Here is a 15,283-nt window from a genome sequence, read left to right as displayed (position 1 = left end):
TTTCGAGGTCGACCCGATTCTAGCGGAGCCAGGCTCAGGCGGAAGCGTTGGCAGGGCGGAAACTGAAATAGTCGCGCAGCGAGCGGACGAATTCGTAGTACTCGCGCGGCGCCTGCAGCAGCATGAAGCCGGAATCGTAGTGGCCTGGGGTCTGGTCTTCGCGGCACCACAGGCAACTGGCAGTCAGGTTGATGAACTGAAACCCGCCACCGGCCAGTGGCAGGCGCAATTGCAGTTCGAAGTCAGGCCCGACCAGCACAGGCAGCGAGCTGATCAGCATCATCCCGTCTTCGGAAGCATTGCCTAGCTGACCGATCGGCTGATCGGTAAATCGGTTGTAGACCTTGAGCACACAAGGCAGTTGATGACGTTCGATATGGCGCTGGTTGAACATGATCGCGAGTGTAATCCCGTACCTGGAGCCAGAAATGCAAGGTACTGGCGGTTGTTGTAACAACTGGATTACAGATTAGCGCAGCGCACCGGGCAAATCCCGTGAAATTAACGACACCTTGGTGTTAACGCCAAGTGGGTGTATTCACCGGGTTGGCCACCGCCGCTTCCGCCCCCCGATAGTGCCCAAGCTTCTGCAGGGTCTCCAGCCGTGCCTTGGCCCGGTACGCGTATTCATTGCCCGGATACTGCTGGATCAGGTACTCGTAGGTCTGCGCGGCATCCACATACAGCATGTCGCGCTCCAGGCACTGACCACGCAACAGCGACACTTCCGGGTGGATGAACGGCCGCGCACGGCTGGTGCGGTCGACCTGCGACAACTCCAGCATGACCTTCGAACAATCGCCACGGTCATAGGCGCGGTAGGCATTGTTCAGGTGGTGGTCCATGGACCAGCGGGTGCAGCCTACGGTGCTGGCCGCCAGGGCAATTACGATCAGGGCGCGCATGGGGTATCTCCTTTGATGCCAATGTATCGGCCATTGACGGCAAATCTTCACAGCCTTTTGCAAGGATACTCCGCCCGTTCAAATGCCACCCTGCATTGGTCGCAGGTAGTGCAACGGAACAATGACTACAGCGCAATTGAGGAGTAGCCTTTCGCTGCGCTTCACTATAGGAGTCTGTGCATGAGCATCCGCCGTACCAAAATCGTCGCCACCCTTGGCCCCGCCAGCAACTCGCCGGAAGTGATCGAACAGCTGATCCTCGCCGGCCTGGACGTGGCACGCCTGAACTTCTCCCACGGCACTCCGGACGAGCACAAGGCGCGCGCCCGCCTGATCCGAGACATCGCCGCCAAGAACGGCCGCCATGTCGCACTGCTGGGCGACCTGCAGGGTCCGAAGATCCGCATCGCCAAGTTCGCCAACAAGCGCATCGAACTGAAGGTCGGTGACACGTTCACCTTTTCCACCGCCCACCCACTGACCGAAGGCAACCAGGATATCGTCGGTATCGATTATCCCGACCTGGTGAAGGACTGCGGCGTCGGTGACGAACTGCTGCTCGACGACGGCCGCGTGGTCATGCGCGTCGAGACTGCCACTGCAGATGCCCTGCACTGCGTGGTGATCATCGGTGGCCCGCTGTCGGACCACAAAGGCATCAACCGCAAAGGTGGTGGCCTGACCGCACCGGCCCTGACCGAAAAAGACAAGGCCGACATCAAGCTGGCCGCGGAAATGGACCTGGACTACCTGGCCGTCTCCTTCCCGCGTGACGCCAGCGACATGGAATACGCGCGCAAGCTGCGTGACGAGTCCGGCGGCAGCGCCTGGCTGGTTGCCAAGATCGAGCGTGCCGAGGCCGTTGCCGACGATGAGACCCTGGACAAGCTGATCCTCGCCTCCGACGCTGTGATGGTTGCCCGTGGCGACCTGGGCGTGGAAATCGGCGATGCCGAGCTGATCGCCATCCAGAAGAAGATCATCCAGCACGCACGCCGCAACAACAAGGCGGTGATCGTCGCGACCCAGATGATGGAGTCGATGATCCAGAACCCGATGCCGACCCGCGCCGAAGTGTCCGACGTCGCCAACGCCGTGCTCGACAACACCGATGCGGTGATGCTGTCGGCCGAAAGCGCCGCCGGCTCGTACCCGATCGAGGCCGTACAGGCCATGGCCCGTATCTGCTCCGGTGCCGAAAAGCACCCGACCAGCCAGAAGTCCAGCCACCGCCTGCACACCACCTTCGAGCGTTGCGACGAAAGCATCGCCCTGGCGGCCATCTACACCGCCAACCACTTCCCGGGCGTGAAGGCGATCATCGCCCTGACCGAAAGCGGCTACACCCCGCTGATCATGTCGCGTCTGCGTTCGCACGTGCCGATCTTCGCACTGTCGCCGCACCGCGCCACCCAGGCCCGGGCCAACATGTTCCGCGGCGTCTACCCGATCGCCTTCGACCCGGCTTCGCTGCCGGCCGACAAGGTCAGCCAGGCAGCCGTCGACGAGCTGCTCAAGCGCGGCCTGGTGGAGCAAGGTGACTGGGTGATCCTGACCAAGGGTGACAGCTACCACACCATCGGTGGCACCAACGGCATGAAGATCCTGCACGTCGGTGATCCGCTGGTCGGCTGATCTGCTCCAAATGGGGCCGCTTTGCGGCCCTTTCCGACCGGTCCGGCGCCCCGGCAAGGCCGCTCCTACAGGCGATTGCATTTACCTGTAGGAGCGGCCTTGTGTCGCGATAGGAGGGCAAAGCCCTCCCAGCTCACTCAAGCATGTTCAACGAACACATCAGCAAACACCTGCCCCCGCGGCACCCCGGCAATGAACAACCGCCGGGCAAACCGCTCGACACTCCCCGGCGCCCCGCAAAGCAACGCCACCGTTTGCCGCGACGACGGCCGCAACCCCGCCAACGCTTCATCCATCTGCTCCGCCAGCACCAGCTCGACCTTCACGCCCGGCAGTTGCGTCAGCGGCTCAGCCAGATAGTGCCCAGCGCTGTCTCGCGCCACATGCACCACCCGAATCTCCCCTCGATGCTCCTGGCGCAACGCTTCTCGCAAGATGCCCCACAACGGTGCCAATCCTGTGCCCGCCGCCAATAACCAGAGCGGCCGTGCCTGCCAGTCCGGGTCATAGTGCAAAGCCCCGCCGCGCAGCTCGCCCAGGCGCAACTCATCCTCCACCTGCAGCCCTCGCGCCTTGTCACAGAAGGCACCTGGGCGCTGGCAATCGATATGGAATTCGAGGCAATCATCCTCCCCCGGCAGGCTGGCCAGCGAATAAGGCCTGGCGACCGCGCCCAGCCACAGCACGATGTGCTGACCGGCCTGGTAACGCAGCCCTCGCTCTGGACGAACACGTAAACGCAGCACATCGCCAAACCAGTCCACCGCGCAAACCCGCGCCGGCACGCCGTCGCGCTGCGGGTCGAACACCGCCACGTGCAGATCCTCGACCACCCGGCACTGGCAGGCCAGGCGCCAGCCCAGTGCGTGCTTGTCCAGCGCCAGGGCCTCGGGCAAGGCATCCACCGGCTGCCCTTCCAGGCAATGCACCAGGCACGCGTGGCAACTGCCGGCACGGCAACTGTAGGGCACATTCAGCCCTGCCTCGTTGAGGGCATCAAGCAAATTGCTGCCGTGCGGCACCGTCCAGCGGCGTGCGCCCACGCAAAGCTCAGGCATGGTAAGTCTGTCTCCATCGATCACCGGGTCACTGTATGCCAACCGCGCACTGGCAGCAAAAAGGATGCCTGCCACCAGCCGACCATGGTCCAGACCACGCGCAGGTGTTTCGCGCGGTGAGGCGCGCTATACTGCCGCGCCCTTTTGCGTCGGCCAGCCTGCCGGCGCGCCTTGCAAGGCGTTTCGACACGCTGGTCGGCACCGTCGAGCGTCTTTTTGAATGTTCCCGTCTTTAAGAGGAGCGCGCTGCATGACCGTGATCAAGCAAGACGACCTGATTCAGAGCGTCGCCGACGCCCTGCAATTCATCTCGTACTACCACCCCGTCGATTTCATCCAGGCGATGCACGAGGCCTACCTGCGTGAAGAATCGCCCGCCGCACGCGACTCGATCGCCCAGATCCTGATCAACTCGCGCATGTGCGCCACCGGCCACCGCCCGATCTGCCAGGACACCGGTATCGTCACCGTGTTCATCCGCGTGGGCATGGACGTGCGCTGGGACGGCGCCACCCTGAGCGTCGACGACATGATCAACGAAGGTGTGCGTCGCGCCTACAACCTGCCTGAAAACGTCCTGCGCGCCTCGATCCTGGCCGACCCGGCTGGTGCCCGCAAGAACACCAAGGACAACACCCCGGCCGTCATCCACTACTCCATCGTCCCTGGCGACAAGGTCGAAGTCGACGTTGCAGCCAAAGGCGGCGGTTCGGAGAACAAGTCGAAGATGGCCATGCTCAACCCGTCCGACTCGATCGTCGACTGGGTGCTCAAGACCGTTCCGACCATGGGCGCTGGCTGGTGCCCGCCTGGCATGCTCGGCATCGGCATCGGCGGTACCGCCGAAAAAGCCGCGGTAATGGCCAAGGAAGTGTTGATGGAGTCCATCGACATCCACGAGCTGAAAGCCCGTGGCCCGCAGAACCGCCTCGAAGAGATCCGCCTGGAGCTGTTCGACAAGGTCAACCAGCTGGGTATCGGCGCCCAGGGCCTGGGTGGCCTGACCACCGTGCTCGACGTCAAGATCATGGACTACCCGACCCACGCCGCTTCCTTGCCGGTATGCATGATCCCGAACTGCGCCGCCACCCGTCACGCGCACTTCGTGCTCGACGGCAACGGCCCGGCCGAGCTGGAAGCGCCATCGCTGGACGCCTACCCGGAAATTGTCTGGGAAGCCGGCCCGAGCGCCCGTCGCGTCAACCTCGACGACATCACCCCGGAAGAAGTCGCCAGCTGGAAGCCGGGCGAGACCATCCTGCTCAACGGCAAGATGCTCACCGGCCGCGACGCTGCGCACAAGCGCATGGTCGAAATGCTCAACCGTGGCGAAGAGCTGCCGGTCGACCTCAAAGGCCGCTTCATCTATTACGTCGGCCCGGTCGACCCGGTCGGTGACGAAGTGGTTGGCCCAGCCGGCCCGACCACTGCCACGCGCATGGACAAGTTCACCCGCCAGATCCTCGAACAGACCGGCCTGCTGGGCATGATCGGCAAGTCCGAGCGTGGCCCGACCGCGATCGAAGCGATCAAGGACAACAAGGCTGTGTACCTGATGGCCGTAGGTGGCGCTGCCTACCTGGTGGCCCAGGCCATCCGCAAGTCGAAGGTCCTGGCCTTCGCCGAGCTGGGCATGGAAGCGATCTACGAGTTCGAGGTCAAGGACATGCCAGTGACTGTCGCTGTCGACAGCAACGGTGAGTCGGTGCACATCACTGGCCCTGCGCTGTGGCAGAGCAAGATTGCCGAGAGCCTGGCAGTCGAAGTGAAGTGAACCTGATGTAACGCGGCGCCTGCTTCGCGGGCAAGCCCGCTCCCACAGGTACAGCACAAGCTTGAGGGCTGTGCTTTACCTGTGGGAGCGGGCTTGCCCGCGAAGCAGGCGCCGCCGCTCTCACAGAAGTTTCTCGAACTGCTCCGGCCAATCCCTGCGGGTAAACACCTGCCCTTCCCGCCTCACCCGTCTTACTTGCTCCAGATCTACATCGCACACCAGCCATTGGCTGCTCACCGGGCTCAACGCCTCACTCAGCGCGACCACCCCGTCCCCCGGCATCCCGCGATCTGGCGGAACGAACAGCCCAGCCCGGCCGATGTTCTCATCCAGCGCCGGCGACCAGGGCGCCGTTCCCACCGTCGGGCTCTGCAGCACGGCAATCTGGTTTTCCAGGGCCCGTGCCTGCGCACCGATCCGCACCCGATGGTAGCCCGCCTCGGTGTCGGTGCAGCTCGGCGCCAGGATCAGGTCGGCGCCACCTTCGGCCAGGCGCCGCGCTAGCATCGGGAATTCGTTGTCGTAGCAGATCAGGATGCCCAGACGACCAAGATCGGTATCGAATACCTGCAGCCCGTCACCTGCAGCGATGCCCCAGTGCTCACGCTCGAAGCGGGTCATCATCAACTTGTCCTGATAACCAAGCATGCCCGTGGGGCCGAACAGCCAGGCACGGTTGCGGTACTGCCCGTCGAGGTCGAGCACCGGCAGGCTGCCCGGCTGCAGGTAGATGCCCCAGCGCCGGGCAAGCCCTTCGCACAATGCCAACCAGGGCTCGATCAGCGGCTGGATGCCAGCGATCGATCCCTTGAGGTCACCCCGCTGTTCAGCCGGCAGCTGGCCACTGAGCACCAGCCCGGCGTATTCGGGCAGCAACAGCAGCTGGGCACCCGCCTCCACGGCGTCGGCGCACGACGCCTGCAAGTGGTCGGCGTAGGCTTCCCAGGTTTCATGCAGCTCGATGGCGTACTGGCAGGCCGCGAGGCGAATCAAATCGGCAGTTCCTTGGTCCAGAACGACATGATCTTTTCCGAACTTTCCGGCTCGTCGAGGTCTCGCCAGGCATAGCGGGTGCGCAAGGATGGCTCATGCAGGAAGCCACGATTGCGCCAGAATCCGTGCATCGGCTTGTAGTCCGCAGGCCGGCGCGGATGCACACCCGGGCGCTCCACGGCGCAGAACGCGCAGAAGTCGAATTCGGCCAGTTTGTGCGCATAGGACTCGCGCTCGATGAAGAAGCGCACGCCCAGCCCGCGGCCACGGTACGCCGGCAGTACCAGCGACTCACCGAAGTAGTAGATGCTGGCCGGGTCGCGCCCCTGGGCCAGGAATGGCTGCTGGAACTCGGGGGCTACATCCACCAGCGGCAAGCCGGTCGAAGCACCCACCACCTGGCCGTCGTCCAGGGCCAGCACCACCAGGCTGCGCCCGGAGCGGGTGTAGCTGGCCAGGTAGTCGGCCTCGTACTCCGGGGTGCCGTCGTAGAGATAGGGAAACTCGCGAAACACGGTCAGGCGCAGGCGAGCGAGGTCATCGATGTAAGGCGCGATAGCGGCGCCGTGCAACAGGCGTATTTCCATGCGTGGCGGTCGTTTTGTCGATGTGGATGACGCGCTCGGCTAAGCCGGGCTTGAGGGGAAACCCTATCATCCGATGCAGCACACCGCCTTTTCCCTACACGACAGGTATTGTTCCATGACCGCTACCGAACTGGTAAATGCTTACTATGCCGCCTTCAATGCTGGCGACATGCCAGCCTTTCTGGCACTGCTTAGCGAAGACGTGATCCACGACATCAACCAGGGCGAGCGGCAGATGGGCAAGGCGAAATTCGCCGCGTTCATGGTCAAGATGAACCGCTGCTACCGCGAGCGCCTGGCCGACATCGTGGTGATGCAGAACGCCGACGGCAGCCGGGCGGCGGCGGAGTTCACCGTGCATGGGGAATACCTAGCCGACGACGAAGGGTTGCCGGCGGCCAACGGGCAGACTTATGTGCTGCCGGCGGGGGCCTTCTTCTACATCCACTGCGGCAAGATTGCCCGGGTCACCAACTACTACAACCTCAATGACTGGGTCGAGCAGGTTGCCTAAGCGCTGCGCCTTGTAGGAGCGGCCTTGTGTCGCGAAAGGGGCGCGCAGCGGCCCCAAGATGTGAGCTCCGCCGCTGATATCGCCGGGGCTGCTTCGCAGCCCTTTCGCGACACAAGGCCGCTCCTACAAGGCCAGGGCAATCAGGCGATACGGGTGCCCAGCACTTTGAGGAAGGCCGCCAGCCACGCCGGGTGCGCCGGCCAGGCGGGCGCGGTCACCAGATTGCCATCGACATGCGCCTGGTCCACCGCGATATCGATGAACGTGCCACCGGCCAGGCGCACTTCCGGCGCGCAGGCCGGATACGCACTGCATTCGCGCCCTTCCAGCACGCCTGCCGCCGCCAGCAGCTGCGCGCCATGGCACACCGCCGCGATCGGCTTGCCGGCCTGGTCGAACGCGCGCACGAGCTCCAGCACCTTCTCATCCAGGCGCAGGTACTCCGGCGCGCGGCCACCTGGGATCAGCAACGCATCGTACCCCTCGGCCCGCGCCCGCACGAAATCGTAGTTGAGGGCAAAATTGTGCCCTGGCTTTTCGCTGTAGGTCTGCTCGCCTTCGAAATCATGAATGGCCGTGCGCACAGTCTGCCCCGCGACCTTCTCCGGGCACACCGCATGCACCGTGTGCCCGACCATGGTCAACGCCTGGAACGGCACCATGGCCTCGTAATCCTCGACGTAGTCACCAACCAGCATGAGAATCTTCTTTGCCGTCATCGCACCCACTCCTTCGATCGCCAAGGGACAGTCACTGCACGATAGCCGCTCTCAGTTGCGTCGGTCGAGCACGTTGACCACCAACCGGTCCAGCCAGCCCCAGATGCGCTGCTTCACCCGACGCCACAGCGGCCGGGCATGCCAGTGGTCAAGGTCGACCACCTCGCTCAAGGCAAAGTCACGCTCGAAGCTGGCCTGTACGGCGGCCGTCAACGGCGGGTCGAGCGCCTCGATGTTGGCCTCCAGATTGAAGCGCAGGTTCCAGTGATCGAAGTTGCACGAACCGATACTGACCCAATCGTCGATCAGCACCATCTTCAGGTGCAGGAAACACGGCTGGTACTCGTAGATACGCACCCCGGCACGCAGCAAGCGAGGGTAATAGCGGTGCCCGGCATAACGCACCGACGGGTGGTCGGTGCGTGGACCGGTCAGCAGTAACCGCACGTCGACGCCTTTGCCGACAGCACGGCGCAACGACCGGCGCACGCTCCAGGTCGGCAGGAAGTACGGCGTGGCCAGCCACACCCGCTGCTGGCCACTGTTGATCGCACGGACCAGCGAATGCAGGATGTCCTGGTGTTGGCGGGCGTCGGCATAGGCCACCCGGCCCATGCCCTGGCCTTGCACCGGTACCTTGGGCAAGCGCGGCAGACCGAAGCCCTCGGCCGGGCGCCAGGCCGTGCGACGGTTGTTGGCGTGCCACTGGCGATCGAACAGCAACTGCCAGTCGGTCACCACCGGCCCTTGCATCTGCACCATCACTTCGTGCCACTCGCTGGTTGCCTCACCCGGCGTCCAGAACTCGTCGGTAACGCCCGTGCCCCCCACCACCGCCCAACGCTCATCCACCAGCAACATTTTGCGATGGTCGCGATACAGATTGCGAAAACCGCGCTTCCAGCGCAGGCGGTTGTACCAGCGCAGGTAGACCCCGGCTTCCAGCAGACGCTGGCGCAACGCCGCAGTGAACGCCAGCGAACCATAGTCATCGAACAGGCAACGCACCCGCACACCACGACGTGCCGCCCGCTCCAGCGCCTCCACTACCGCCTCGGCACAGGCACCGGCCTCGACCAGGTACAACTCGAGGTCGACCTGGAACTCGGCGCGCAGGATTGCCTGGAGCATCCGCGGAAAGAATTCGGGGCCGTCGATCAGCAGTTCGAATTCATTGCCATCCCGCCAGGGGAAGACCGGCCCCGGCATGTCAGCGTGCGTTGAAGATCAGCACCGCGTTGACCGGTACTGTCGGGTTGATGGACTCGAGCTTGGCGAATTTGCGCAGGGTCTCCAGGCCAGGCAGCAGGCCGAAGTCCTGCGCCCGCAGAATCAGCGGTTCGAGGGTCACCACCTGGAAGCGCCGGGCATCCAGGCGGGTCGCCAGCAACAAGGCGTTGTAGCTGTGCGATTGACCGTGCAGGGTGACGGTGAGTGGCAGGCGCAATTCGATCTGCGCGCCATCGGCCAGGTCATTGATCGGCCGCAGGTCGATCTGCGCCTTCACGCTTGCCTCGGCAAAACGCTGCACCTCGAACAGGTTGTCGCGCATCTGCTCGTCACGCAGCGGGATGCCGCTGCTCACCGAGTCCATCTCGATGCGCAGCGCGGCCGTGCCTTTGCGGTCGACACTGCCGTGCAACACCAGAAAGCGATGCACCTCGGCGGTATCACCGTTCTTGCCGGTGACGAATGACAGGCGTGAAGACTCGCCATCCAGGTGCCAGTTGGCGTGGGCAGGCAGGCACAGAGCCAGCAGCAGGGCAGGCAGAAGACGGGGCAGCTTGAACATGACAGGTCTCGTGAAACTTGACCGCCAACCTTACCCGCGTGTGTTCATGGCAGCAAGCGGCAGCCTGCCTGCGCGCCCTGCCATACAGCCTGATTGCGCTGGCCAAGGCCCTCGGCGGTGACCAGGCGTTGTGGGGCATTTTCCTGCAACCGGCTCAGGGGCAACCATTGCTTCACATACCCTCGGCAGTAGGCCTCATCGAAGCCCATGACAAAGCGGCACGAGCAGTACTCCTTGGCTGAATAGGCCGAAAGGATGCCCGGGAAGTCCGCCAGCGCCTGGCGCTCCAGCCAGGTCCAGCCAAGCAGGACGACGATCAACAGCAACAGCACGCGCTTCATGCGCCCTCCCCGGCCAGCGCTGCCAGCACCCGTTTGAGCAGTTCGTTGTGGCTGTAGCTGGCGCCGCGGTCATCGGCATAGCGCACGATCAGCAGTTTCTGCGACGGCACGATATACAGCGCCTGACCCCAGTGGCCGAGCGCGGCGTAGGTATCTGTCGGGGCGTCGGGCCAGGGTGTGGGGCTTCCCGGCATTGGCCGATTGAGCCACCAGTGGCCGCCTGGGTTGGCTTCACCAGGCATCGCGGCGGCCTGGTCAAAGAGGGTTCGGTTGAAGGCAACCCAGCTGGCCGGCAACAGCTGGCGACCTTGCCAGCGGCCATCGCGCTGCATCAGCAAGCCAATGCGCGCCAGGTCCCGGGCACTGAGATAGAGGTAGGAAGAGCCGACAAAGTTGCCCGCGCCGTCACGTTCCCAGACCGCGCTTTCGATGCTTAGTGGGGTGAACAGCGCCTGCCAGGGATAGTCGGCATAACTACCGGCGTCGAGCATGCCACGCAACGCGCCAGCCAGCACATTGCTGTCGCCACTGGAATAGAGAAAACGCTGGCCGGGTTTTTCGGCAGTGTTGCGGGCAGCAGTGTACGCCGCCATGTCGTTGCGCCCGCGGGTGTAGAGCATCGCCACGACTGAAGACTTCAACGGTGCGTATTCGTAGTCTTCCTGCCAGTCCAGGCCGCTGGCCCAGTGCAGCAGATCGGCCAGGCGCACGTCGGGGTGCGCCTGCATGGGCGGGTAGTAGCGCGCGGCGGGGTCCTGCAGCTGGAAGCGGCCTTCTCCCTGGGCGACGCCCAGTACGGTGGCCAGCACGCTCTTGCTGACCGACCAGGTCAGGTGGGCGGTATCGGCGGTGGTGGGGGCGATGTAGCGTTCGTGAAGGATGCGACCGTCGCGGATGATCAACAGGGCGTCGGTGCGGATGCCGCTGCGCTCGCCGGCATTGCGTTCGGGGAACGCGTAGCTGTCGACGGACTGCCAGTCGAAGGCGGCATTGTCGATTGGCCAGTCAGGTTCGGGCCAGGTTTCGGCCCAGGTGGGGCCCATGGTCAAAGCAAGAAGCAGTGCAAATGCTTTCATCTTCATCGCCTGCTGGGGGCTGCTCTGCAGCCCTTTCGCGACGCGAGGCCGCTCCTGCAGGAGATCGCGTTCCCTTGTGGGAGCGGCCTTGTGTCGCGAAAGGGCCGCAAAGCGGCCCCAGGATCTAAAAGATCACACAGCGTCTCAGGCTTTCATGACAACCCTGCTGCCAACCAAGCCTTGGCCAGGCGCTTTTCGCGCGCCGCGGTGGCCAATGCCAGCACCCCCTGATCCCGCTGCCACAGCTGTGCCCACTGCTCCGGCCCGGCCAGCAGCGCCTTGTCGATCGCCCCGCGCAGCTCCTGAAATTGCGAGAACAGTCCCCCCAGCAACAGGTGACAGCCGACGCTGTCGGCGCACTGCCGGCTGCCTTCGGCACACCCCGCCAGCAGCCCCAGCAGACGCAGGCGCAGTTCTTGCGGCCAGTCGCACTCCTGGCCTACTCCATACAACCAGGCGGTCAAGGCTGCCAGCACGTACAAATCTTCCAGCGAGCGGAACGGCTTGACGTATGCGTCCCAGCCATCGCCAGCCAGCAGTTCACAGGCCACGTCCTGCAAGTGCAGTCGGCCATGCCCCACTTCCGGCATCAGCGGCAAGGTCGGCAATGGCTCCAGCGTTACCCCGGCCTCCCCCGGATAAACCACCGCCAGGCTCAGCCGTGGCGGCTCACCTAGCGCTTCGTTGCGCGCGGCCACCAACAACCATTCCGCATCGAGCCCGGCAGTGACGAAATCCTTGTTGCCGTTCAGGCGCAAACCCACCAGCCGGGTATGCATGTCTGCCGGCCGCACACTACGCCGCTCGGTGGCGCACAGCGCGCCAAGGCTGGCAGGCGCGCTGGGCCAGAGCACGCGCAGGGCTGCCTGGTAACCGATGAGAAAAGCCAGGCCAGGCGTGGCCATGGCACGCCCGCCGAGCACCGCCAGTTCGAACGGGGCAACCGTGCCGAGGCGCTCGAGCTGCGCGGCATAGGTCTCGCCCAAGGTACCGGCCAAAGGCTGGCGGAGAGGGTCGTTGAGTCGTTGCAACCAGGCCATCGAGCGCTCCTTCATTGGGCTGTTCTAGTGTCATGCAAGCATCACCAAAGATTCACAGGGGTGACACCGCGTCTACCTAGGCTGACTTTGCACAACAAAGCCGACCGGCCGCAACCCTTCATGGCTGGCTTATGGAGACTCGTAATGACTCGGATCGCTCACTCTGGCGACAACAGCACCGAACGCCGTCTGCAAGCCGAACGCCTGGTCGGCGCCGCGGCCCTGCAGGAAGCCCAGGCCCTGCGCTACAAGGTGTTCAGCGCAGAATTCAAGGCCAAGCTCAAAGGCGCCGAACGGGGCCTGGACATGGATGACTATGACGTACATTGCCGCCACATCGGTGTGCGCGACCTGAGCACCGGCGAGCTGGTAGCCACCACCCGCCTGCTCGACCACCAGGCCGCCAGCAGCCTGGGGCGCTTCTACAGCGAAGAAGAATTCAGCCTGCACGGCCTGCTGCAACTGCAGGGCCCGATTCTCGAACTGGGCCGCACCTGCGTCGCCCCCGACTACCGCAACGGCGGCACCATCGCCGTGCTCTGGGGGGAGCTGGCCGAAGTGCTCAACGAGGGCCGCTACAGCTACCTGATGGGCTGCGCCAGCATCCCCATGCAGGATGGTGGCGTGCAGGCCCACGCGGTCATGCAGCGCCTGCGCGAGCGCTACCTGTGCACCGAGCACCTGCGCGCCGAGCCGAAGAACCCGTTGCCAAACCTGGCCCTGCCGAACAACGTCATCGCTGAAATGCCGCCGCTGCTCAAGGCCTACATGCGCCTGGGCGCGAAAATCTGCGGCGAGCCGTGCTGGGACGAGGACTTTCAGGTGGCCGACGTTTTCATTCTGCTCAAGCGTGACGACCTGTGCCCGCGCTACGCCCGCCACTTCAAGGCTGCGGTCTGATGCCTGGCCTGCGGGTGCTCGCCCGCCTCTCGCGGCTGCTGCTGGTGCTGTCGCTCGGCATGCTCATGGCCGGTGTCATCGCCGTGGGCGAGCGCCTGGGGATCAAGGCGTCCGTCGAACTTCGCCAGCGCTGGTCCTGCTGGTTCATGGAGCGCCTGGTCGGCGCCCTGCCCTTCGAGGTGCGGGTGATCGGTGAGTTGCCACAGCGGCCAATGCTGTGGGTCAGCAACCACGTTTCCTGGACCGACATCCCCCTGCTCGGCATGCTGCTGCCGCTGTCGTTCCTGTCCAAGGCCGAAGTCCGCCACTGGCCGGTGGCTGGGTGGCTGGCGGAGAAGGCCGGCACGCTGTTCATCCGCCGCGGTGGGGGTGATGGCCAGCGCCTGCGCGAACAGATAAGCAACCAGCTGGGCCAGGCCCGGCCGCTGCTGATCTTCCCCGAAGGCACCACCACCGACGGTCGCCAGCTGCGCACCTTCCACGGCCGCCTGCTGGCTGGTGCGATCGACCAGGGTGTGGCAGTGCAGCCGGTGGCCATTCAGTACCTGCGCAATGGCGAAGTGGACCCGATTGCGCCCTTCATTGGCGACGATGACCTGGTATCGCACCTGATGCGCTTGTTTGCCGAACCTCGGGGGGAGGTGTGCATTCACCTGTTGAAGCCGATTGGCAGTACCGGGAAGGAACGTGCGGCGCTGGCGTTTCAGGCGCAACAGGCGATTCACATGGCGTTGTTCGGAGTCGAGGAAGTTGTAGCGGCGCCTCGCCGCCAGGCACGCGCTGCCTGATTCATGCAGTGCCTGTACTGGCCTCTTCGCGGGCAAGCCCGCTCCCACAGGATGACCACAGGTTCGAAAACTGTGATGTACCTGTGGGAGCGGGCTTGCCCGCGAAGAGGCCAGTACAAGACTCAGCTGTCAGAAAGCCTTCCTGCTGCGGCAAACGCCTGCAGCTGTGGATAGAACGCTCTGAAATCCGCCAGCAACGGTTCATACAACCGCTCCAGCTCATCCATCACCCCGGCTATCCCCTCGGGCCGCGACAAACGCCGGGCAATGCCATTGAACACCTGCTCCAGCGTGGCAAAATCGCCATACGCCCCCAGCCAGTCATCCGCCGCCATGAACGGCGCAATCCGCGCCAGCCGCCCCGGCAGCTCGGGCTCGGCCAGCAACACCCGATAAAAATCCCCGGTGAACTGCGCCAGCGGCTGTTCGGCGTAATCCCCCCAGTGCCGCGCCAGGCAATGGTCGAAAAACACATCCACAACGATGCCGGCAAAGCGCCGCCGCTCCCGCGGAAAACGCGCCAGCGCCGCCAGTACCAAGGGGTGCCGGTCGGTGTAACTGTCGATATGCCGATGCAGCCGGATCGCCGCCTCCAGCGCAGGCGGGAAGCGCCCCTCCAGCGAGCCTTTGACGAAGTCGCCATACAGGCTGCCGAGCAGTTGTTGCGGCGCCGGGCCGCCCAGGTGCAGGTGTGCGAGGTAGTTCATGGAGGCAGTCTAGCACCGCCATCTCGTATATCGTCATAACGCGATATAGCGATTCGTGCTCAGCTCAGAACCTCTTCATATTTGTATATCGCGAAATACCGATGTACGTTTCGTCCTATCGCGATATACCGCTACAGCACGAGCCTCAACCATGCCACTCGATCTCGACGAAATCATAAAAGCACTGGCCCACCCGGTCAGGCGAGAAATCCTCAGCTGGCTGAAAGACCCGGCAATGCAGTTTCCCGACCAGTATCACAGCACCGAAAACGGAGTCTGTGCCGGGCAGATCGACCAGCGCTGCGGGCTCTCGCAGTCGACCGTATCCGCCCACCTGGCCACGTTGCAGCGGGCCGGTCTGATCAGCAGCCAGAAGGTTGGCCAGTGGCACTTCTTCAAACGCAACGAAGCCACCATCGAGGCGTTCCTCGAACAACTGCGCCAAGCGCTTTGA

General features: G+C 64.1%; 18 protein-coding genes. 6 read left to right on the top strand and 12 right to left on the bottom strand.

Annotation, left to right across the window (positions count from 1 at the left end):
* Nucleotides 1-34 precede the first annotated feature (34 nt).
* Nucleotides 35-394 (bottom strand): PilZ domain-containing protein, encoded by a 360-nt coding sequence (locus tag ACIPW4_RS19615; protein ID WP_400660715.1) that lies wholly within the window; start codon nucleotides 392-394, stop codon nucleotides 35-37.
* A 124-nt stretch (nucleotides 395-518) separates the two neighbouring features.
* The gene (locus ACIPW4_RS19610) at nucleotides 519-905 is read right to left on the bottom strand and encodes a tol-pal system YbgF family protein (protein ID WP_085675131.1); all 387 of its coding nucleotides are present in this window, start codon (nucleotides 903-905) and stop codon (nucleotides 519-521) included.
* A 180-nt stretch (nucleotides 906-1,085) separates the two neighbouring features.
* Here ACIPW4_RS19610 and pyk point away from each other — a divergent pair, with 180 nt between their 5' ends.
* On the top strand, nucleotides 1,086-2,540 hold the full coding sequence (gene pyk / locus ACIPW4_RS19605) for a pyruvate kinase (protein ID WP_400660713.1): 1,455 nt from the start codon (nucleotides 1,086-1,088) through the stop codon (nucleotides 2,538-2,540).
* A 137-nt stretch (nucleotides 2,541-2,677) separates the two neighbouring features.
* On the opposite strand, the gene ACIPW4_RS19600 is transcribed toward pyk, so the two are convergent.
* Nucleotides 2,678-3,598, bottom strand: a complete 921-nt coding sequence (locus ACIPW4_RS19600; protein ID WP_400660711.1) for an iron-sulfur-binding ferredoxin reductase — start codon at nucleotides 3,596-3,598, stop codon at nucleotides 2,678-2,680.
* Nucleotides 3,599-3,848: 250 nt separating this feature from the next.
* On the opposite strand from ACIPW4_RS19600, the gene ACIPW4_RS19595 reads away from it, so the two are divergent.
* Complete coding sequence (locus tag ACIPW4_RS19595; protein ID WP_400660710.1) at nucleotides 3,849-5,372, top strand: fumarate hydratase; 1,524 nt, start codon at nucleotides 3,849-3,851, stop codon at nucleotides 5,370-5,372.
* Between the two features lie 120 nt (nucleotides 5,373-5,492).
* Here ACIPW4_RS19595 and ACIPW4_RS19590 read toward each other — a convergent pair whose 3' ends face one another.
* On the bottom strand, nucleotides 5,493-6,365 hold the full coding sequence (locus ACIPW4_RS19590) for a carbon-nitrogen hydrolase family protein (protein ID WP_400660709.1): 873 nt from the start codon (nucleotides 6,363-6,365) through the stop codon (nucleotides 5,493-5,495).
* Nucleotides 6,362-6,952 carry a GNAT family N-acetyltransferase gene (locus tag ACIPW4_RS19585; protein ID WP_400660707.1) on the bottom strand — a complete coding sequence of 197 codons (591 nt, stop codon included), beginning with the start codon at nucleotides 6,950-6,952 and terminating at the stop codon, nucleotides 6,362-6,364. The genes ACIPW4_RS19590 and ACIPW4_RS19585 overlap by 4 nt, the downstream gene beginning before the upstream one ends.
* A gap of 115 nt (nucleotides 6,953-7,067) precedes the next feature.
* Between ACIPW4_RS19585 and ACIPW4_RS19580 the strand changes: the two genes are divergently transcribed.
* The gene (locus ACIPW4_RS19580; RefSeq protein ID WP_400660705.1) at nucleotides 7,068-7,466 is read left to right on the top strand and encodes a nuclear transport factor 2 family protein; all 399 of its coding nucleotides are present in this window, start codon (nucleotides 7,068-7,070) and stop codon (nucleotides 7,464-7,466) included.
* Between the two features lie 140 nt (nucleotides 7,467-7,606).
* Here ACIPW4_RS19580 and ACIPW4_RS19575 read toward each other — a convergent pair whose 3' ends face one another.
* From ACIPW4_RS19575 to ACIPW4_RS19550, 6 genes are all read right to left on the bottom strand, one after another.
* Complete coding sequence (locus tag ACIPW4_RS19575; RefSeq protein WP_400660703.1) at nucleotides 7,607-8,185, bottom strand: DJ-1/PfpI family protein; 579 nt, start codon at nucleotides 8,183-8,185, stop codon at nucleotides 7,607-7,609.
* A 51-nt stretch (nucleotides 8,186-8,236) separates the two neighbouring features.
* Nucleotides 8,237-9,394 (bottom strand): phosphatidylserine/phosphatidylglycerophosphate/cardiolipin synthase family protein, encoded by a 1,158-nt coding sequence (locus ACIPW4_RS19570; RefSeq protein WP_400660702.1) that lies wholly within the window; start codon nucleotides 9,392-9,394, stop codon nucleotides 8,237-8,239.
* A 1-nt stretch (nucleotide 9,395) separates the two neighbouring features.
* The gene (locus ACIPW4_RS19565; RefSeq protein WP_400660700.1) at nucleotides 9,396-9,977 is read right to left on the bottom strand and encodes a YceI family protein; all 582 of its coding nucleotides are present in this window, start codon (nucleotides 9,975-9,977) and stop codon (nucleotides 9,396-9,398) included.
* Nucleotides 9,978-10,021: 44 nt separating this feature from the next.
* Nucleotides 10,022-10,318, bottom strand: a complete 297-nt coding sequence (locus ACIPW4_RS19560; protein ID WP_400660699.1) for an amidase — start codon at nucleotides 10,316-10,318, stop codon at nucleotides 10,022-10,024.
* A complete protein-coding gene (locus ACIPW4_RS19555) occupies nucleotides 10,315-11,394 on the bottom strand; it encodes a serine hydrolase domain-containing protein (RefSeq protein WP_400660698.1) in 1,080 nt (359 codons plus the stop codon). Before ACIPW4_RS19555 ends, ACIPW4_RS19560 begins: the two co-directional genes overlap by 4 nt.
* A gap of 152 nt (nucleotides 11,395-11,546) precedes the next feature.
* On the bottom strand, nucleotides 11,547-12,434 hold the full coding sequence (locus tag ACIPW4_RS19550) for an acyl-CoA dehydrogenase (protein ID WP_400660696.1): 888 nt from the start codon (nucleotides 12,432-12,434) through the stop codon (nucleotides 11,547-11,549).
* Nucleotides 12,435-12,578: 144 nt separating this feature from the next.
* Between ACIPW4_RS19550 and olsB the strand changes: the two genes are divergently transcribed.
* The gene (gene olsB, locus ACIPW4_RS19545) at nucleotides 12,579-13,334 is read left to right on the top strand and encodes an L-ornithine N(alpha)-acyltransferase (protein ID WP_400660695.1); all 756 of its coding nucleotides are present in this window, start codon (nucleotides 12,579-12,581) and stop codon (nucleotides 13,332-13,334) included.
* On the top strand, nucleotides 13,334-14,122 hold the full coding sequence (locus ACIPW4_RS19540; protein WP_400660694.1) for a lysophospholipid acyltransferase family protein: 789 nt from the start codon (nucleotides 13,334-13,336) through the stop codon (nucleotides 14,120-14,122). Before olsB ends, ACIPW4_RS19540 begins: the two co-directional genes overlap by 1 nt.
* A gap of 122 nt (nucleotides 14,123-14,244) precedes the next feature.
* Here ACIPW4_RS19540 and ACIPW4_RS19535 read toward each other — a convergent pair whose 3' ends face one another.
* Entirely contained in the window at nucleotides 14,245-14,829 is a 585-nt protein-coding gene (locus ACIPW4_RS19535) for an ACP phosphodiesterase (protein ID WP_400660692.1), read from the bottom strand.
* Between the two features lie 151 nt (nucleotides 14,830-14,980).
* Between ACIPW4_RS19535 and ACIPW4_RS19530 the strand changes: the two genes are divergently transcribed.
* The gene (locus ACIPW4_RS19530; RefSeq protein ID WP_060508508.1) at nucleotides 14,981-15,283 is read left to right on the top strand and encodes a helix-turn-helix transcriptional regulator; all 303 of its coding nucleotides are present in this window, start codon (nucleotides 14,981-14,983) and stop codon (nucleotides 15,281-15,283) included.

Origin of the sequence: Pseudomonas sp. NPDC089996, from assembly GCF_044748405.1 — a bacterium.
In the GTDB taxonomy this organism is placed as follows: Bacteria; Pseudomonadota; Gammaproteobacteria; order Pseudomonadales; family Pseudomonadaceae; genus Aquipseudomonas.
The sequence above is the reverse complement of the archived record's forward strand: the minus strand, read 5'-3'. Positions and strand labels throughout refer to the sequence as shown.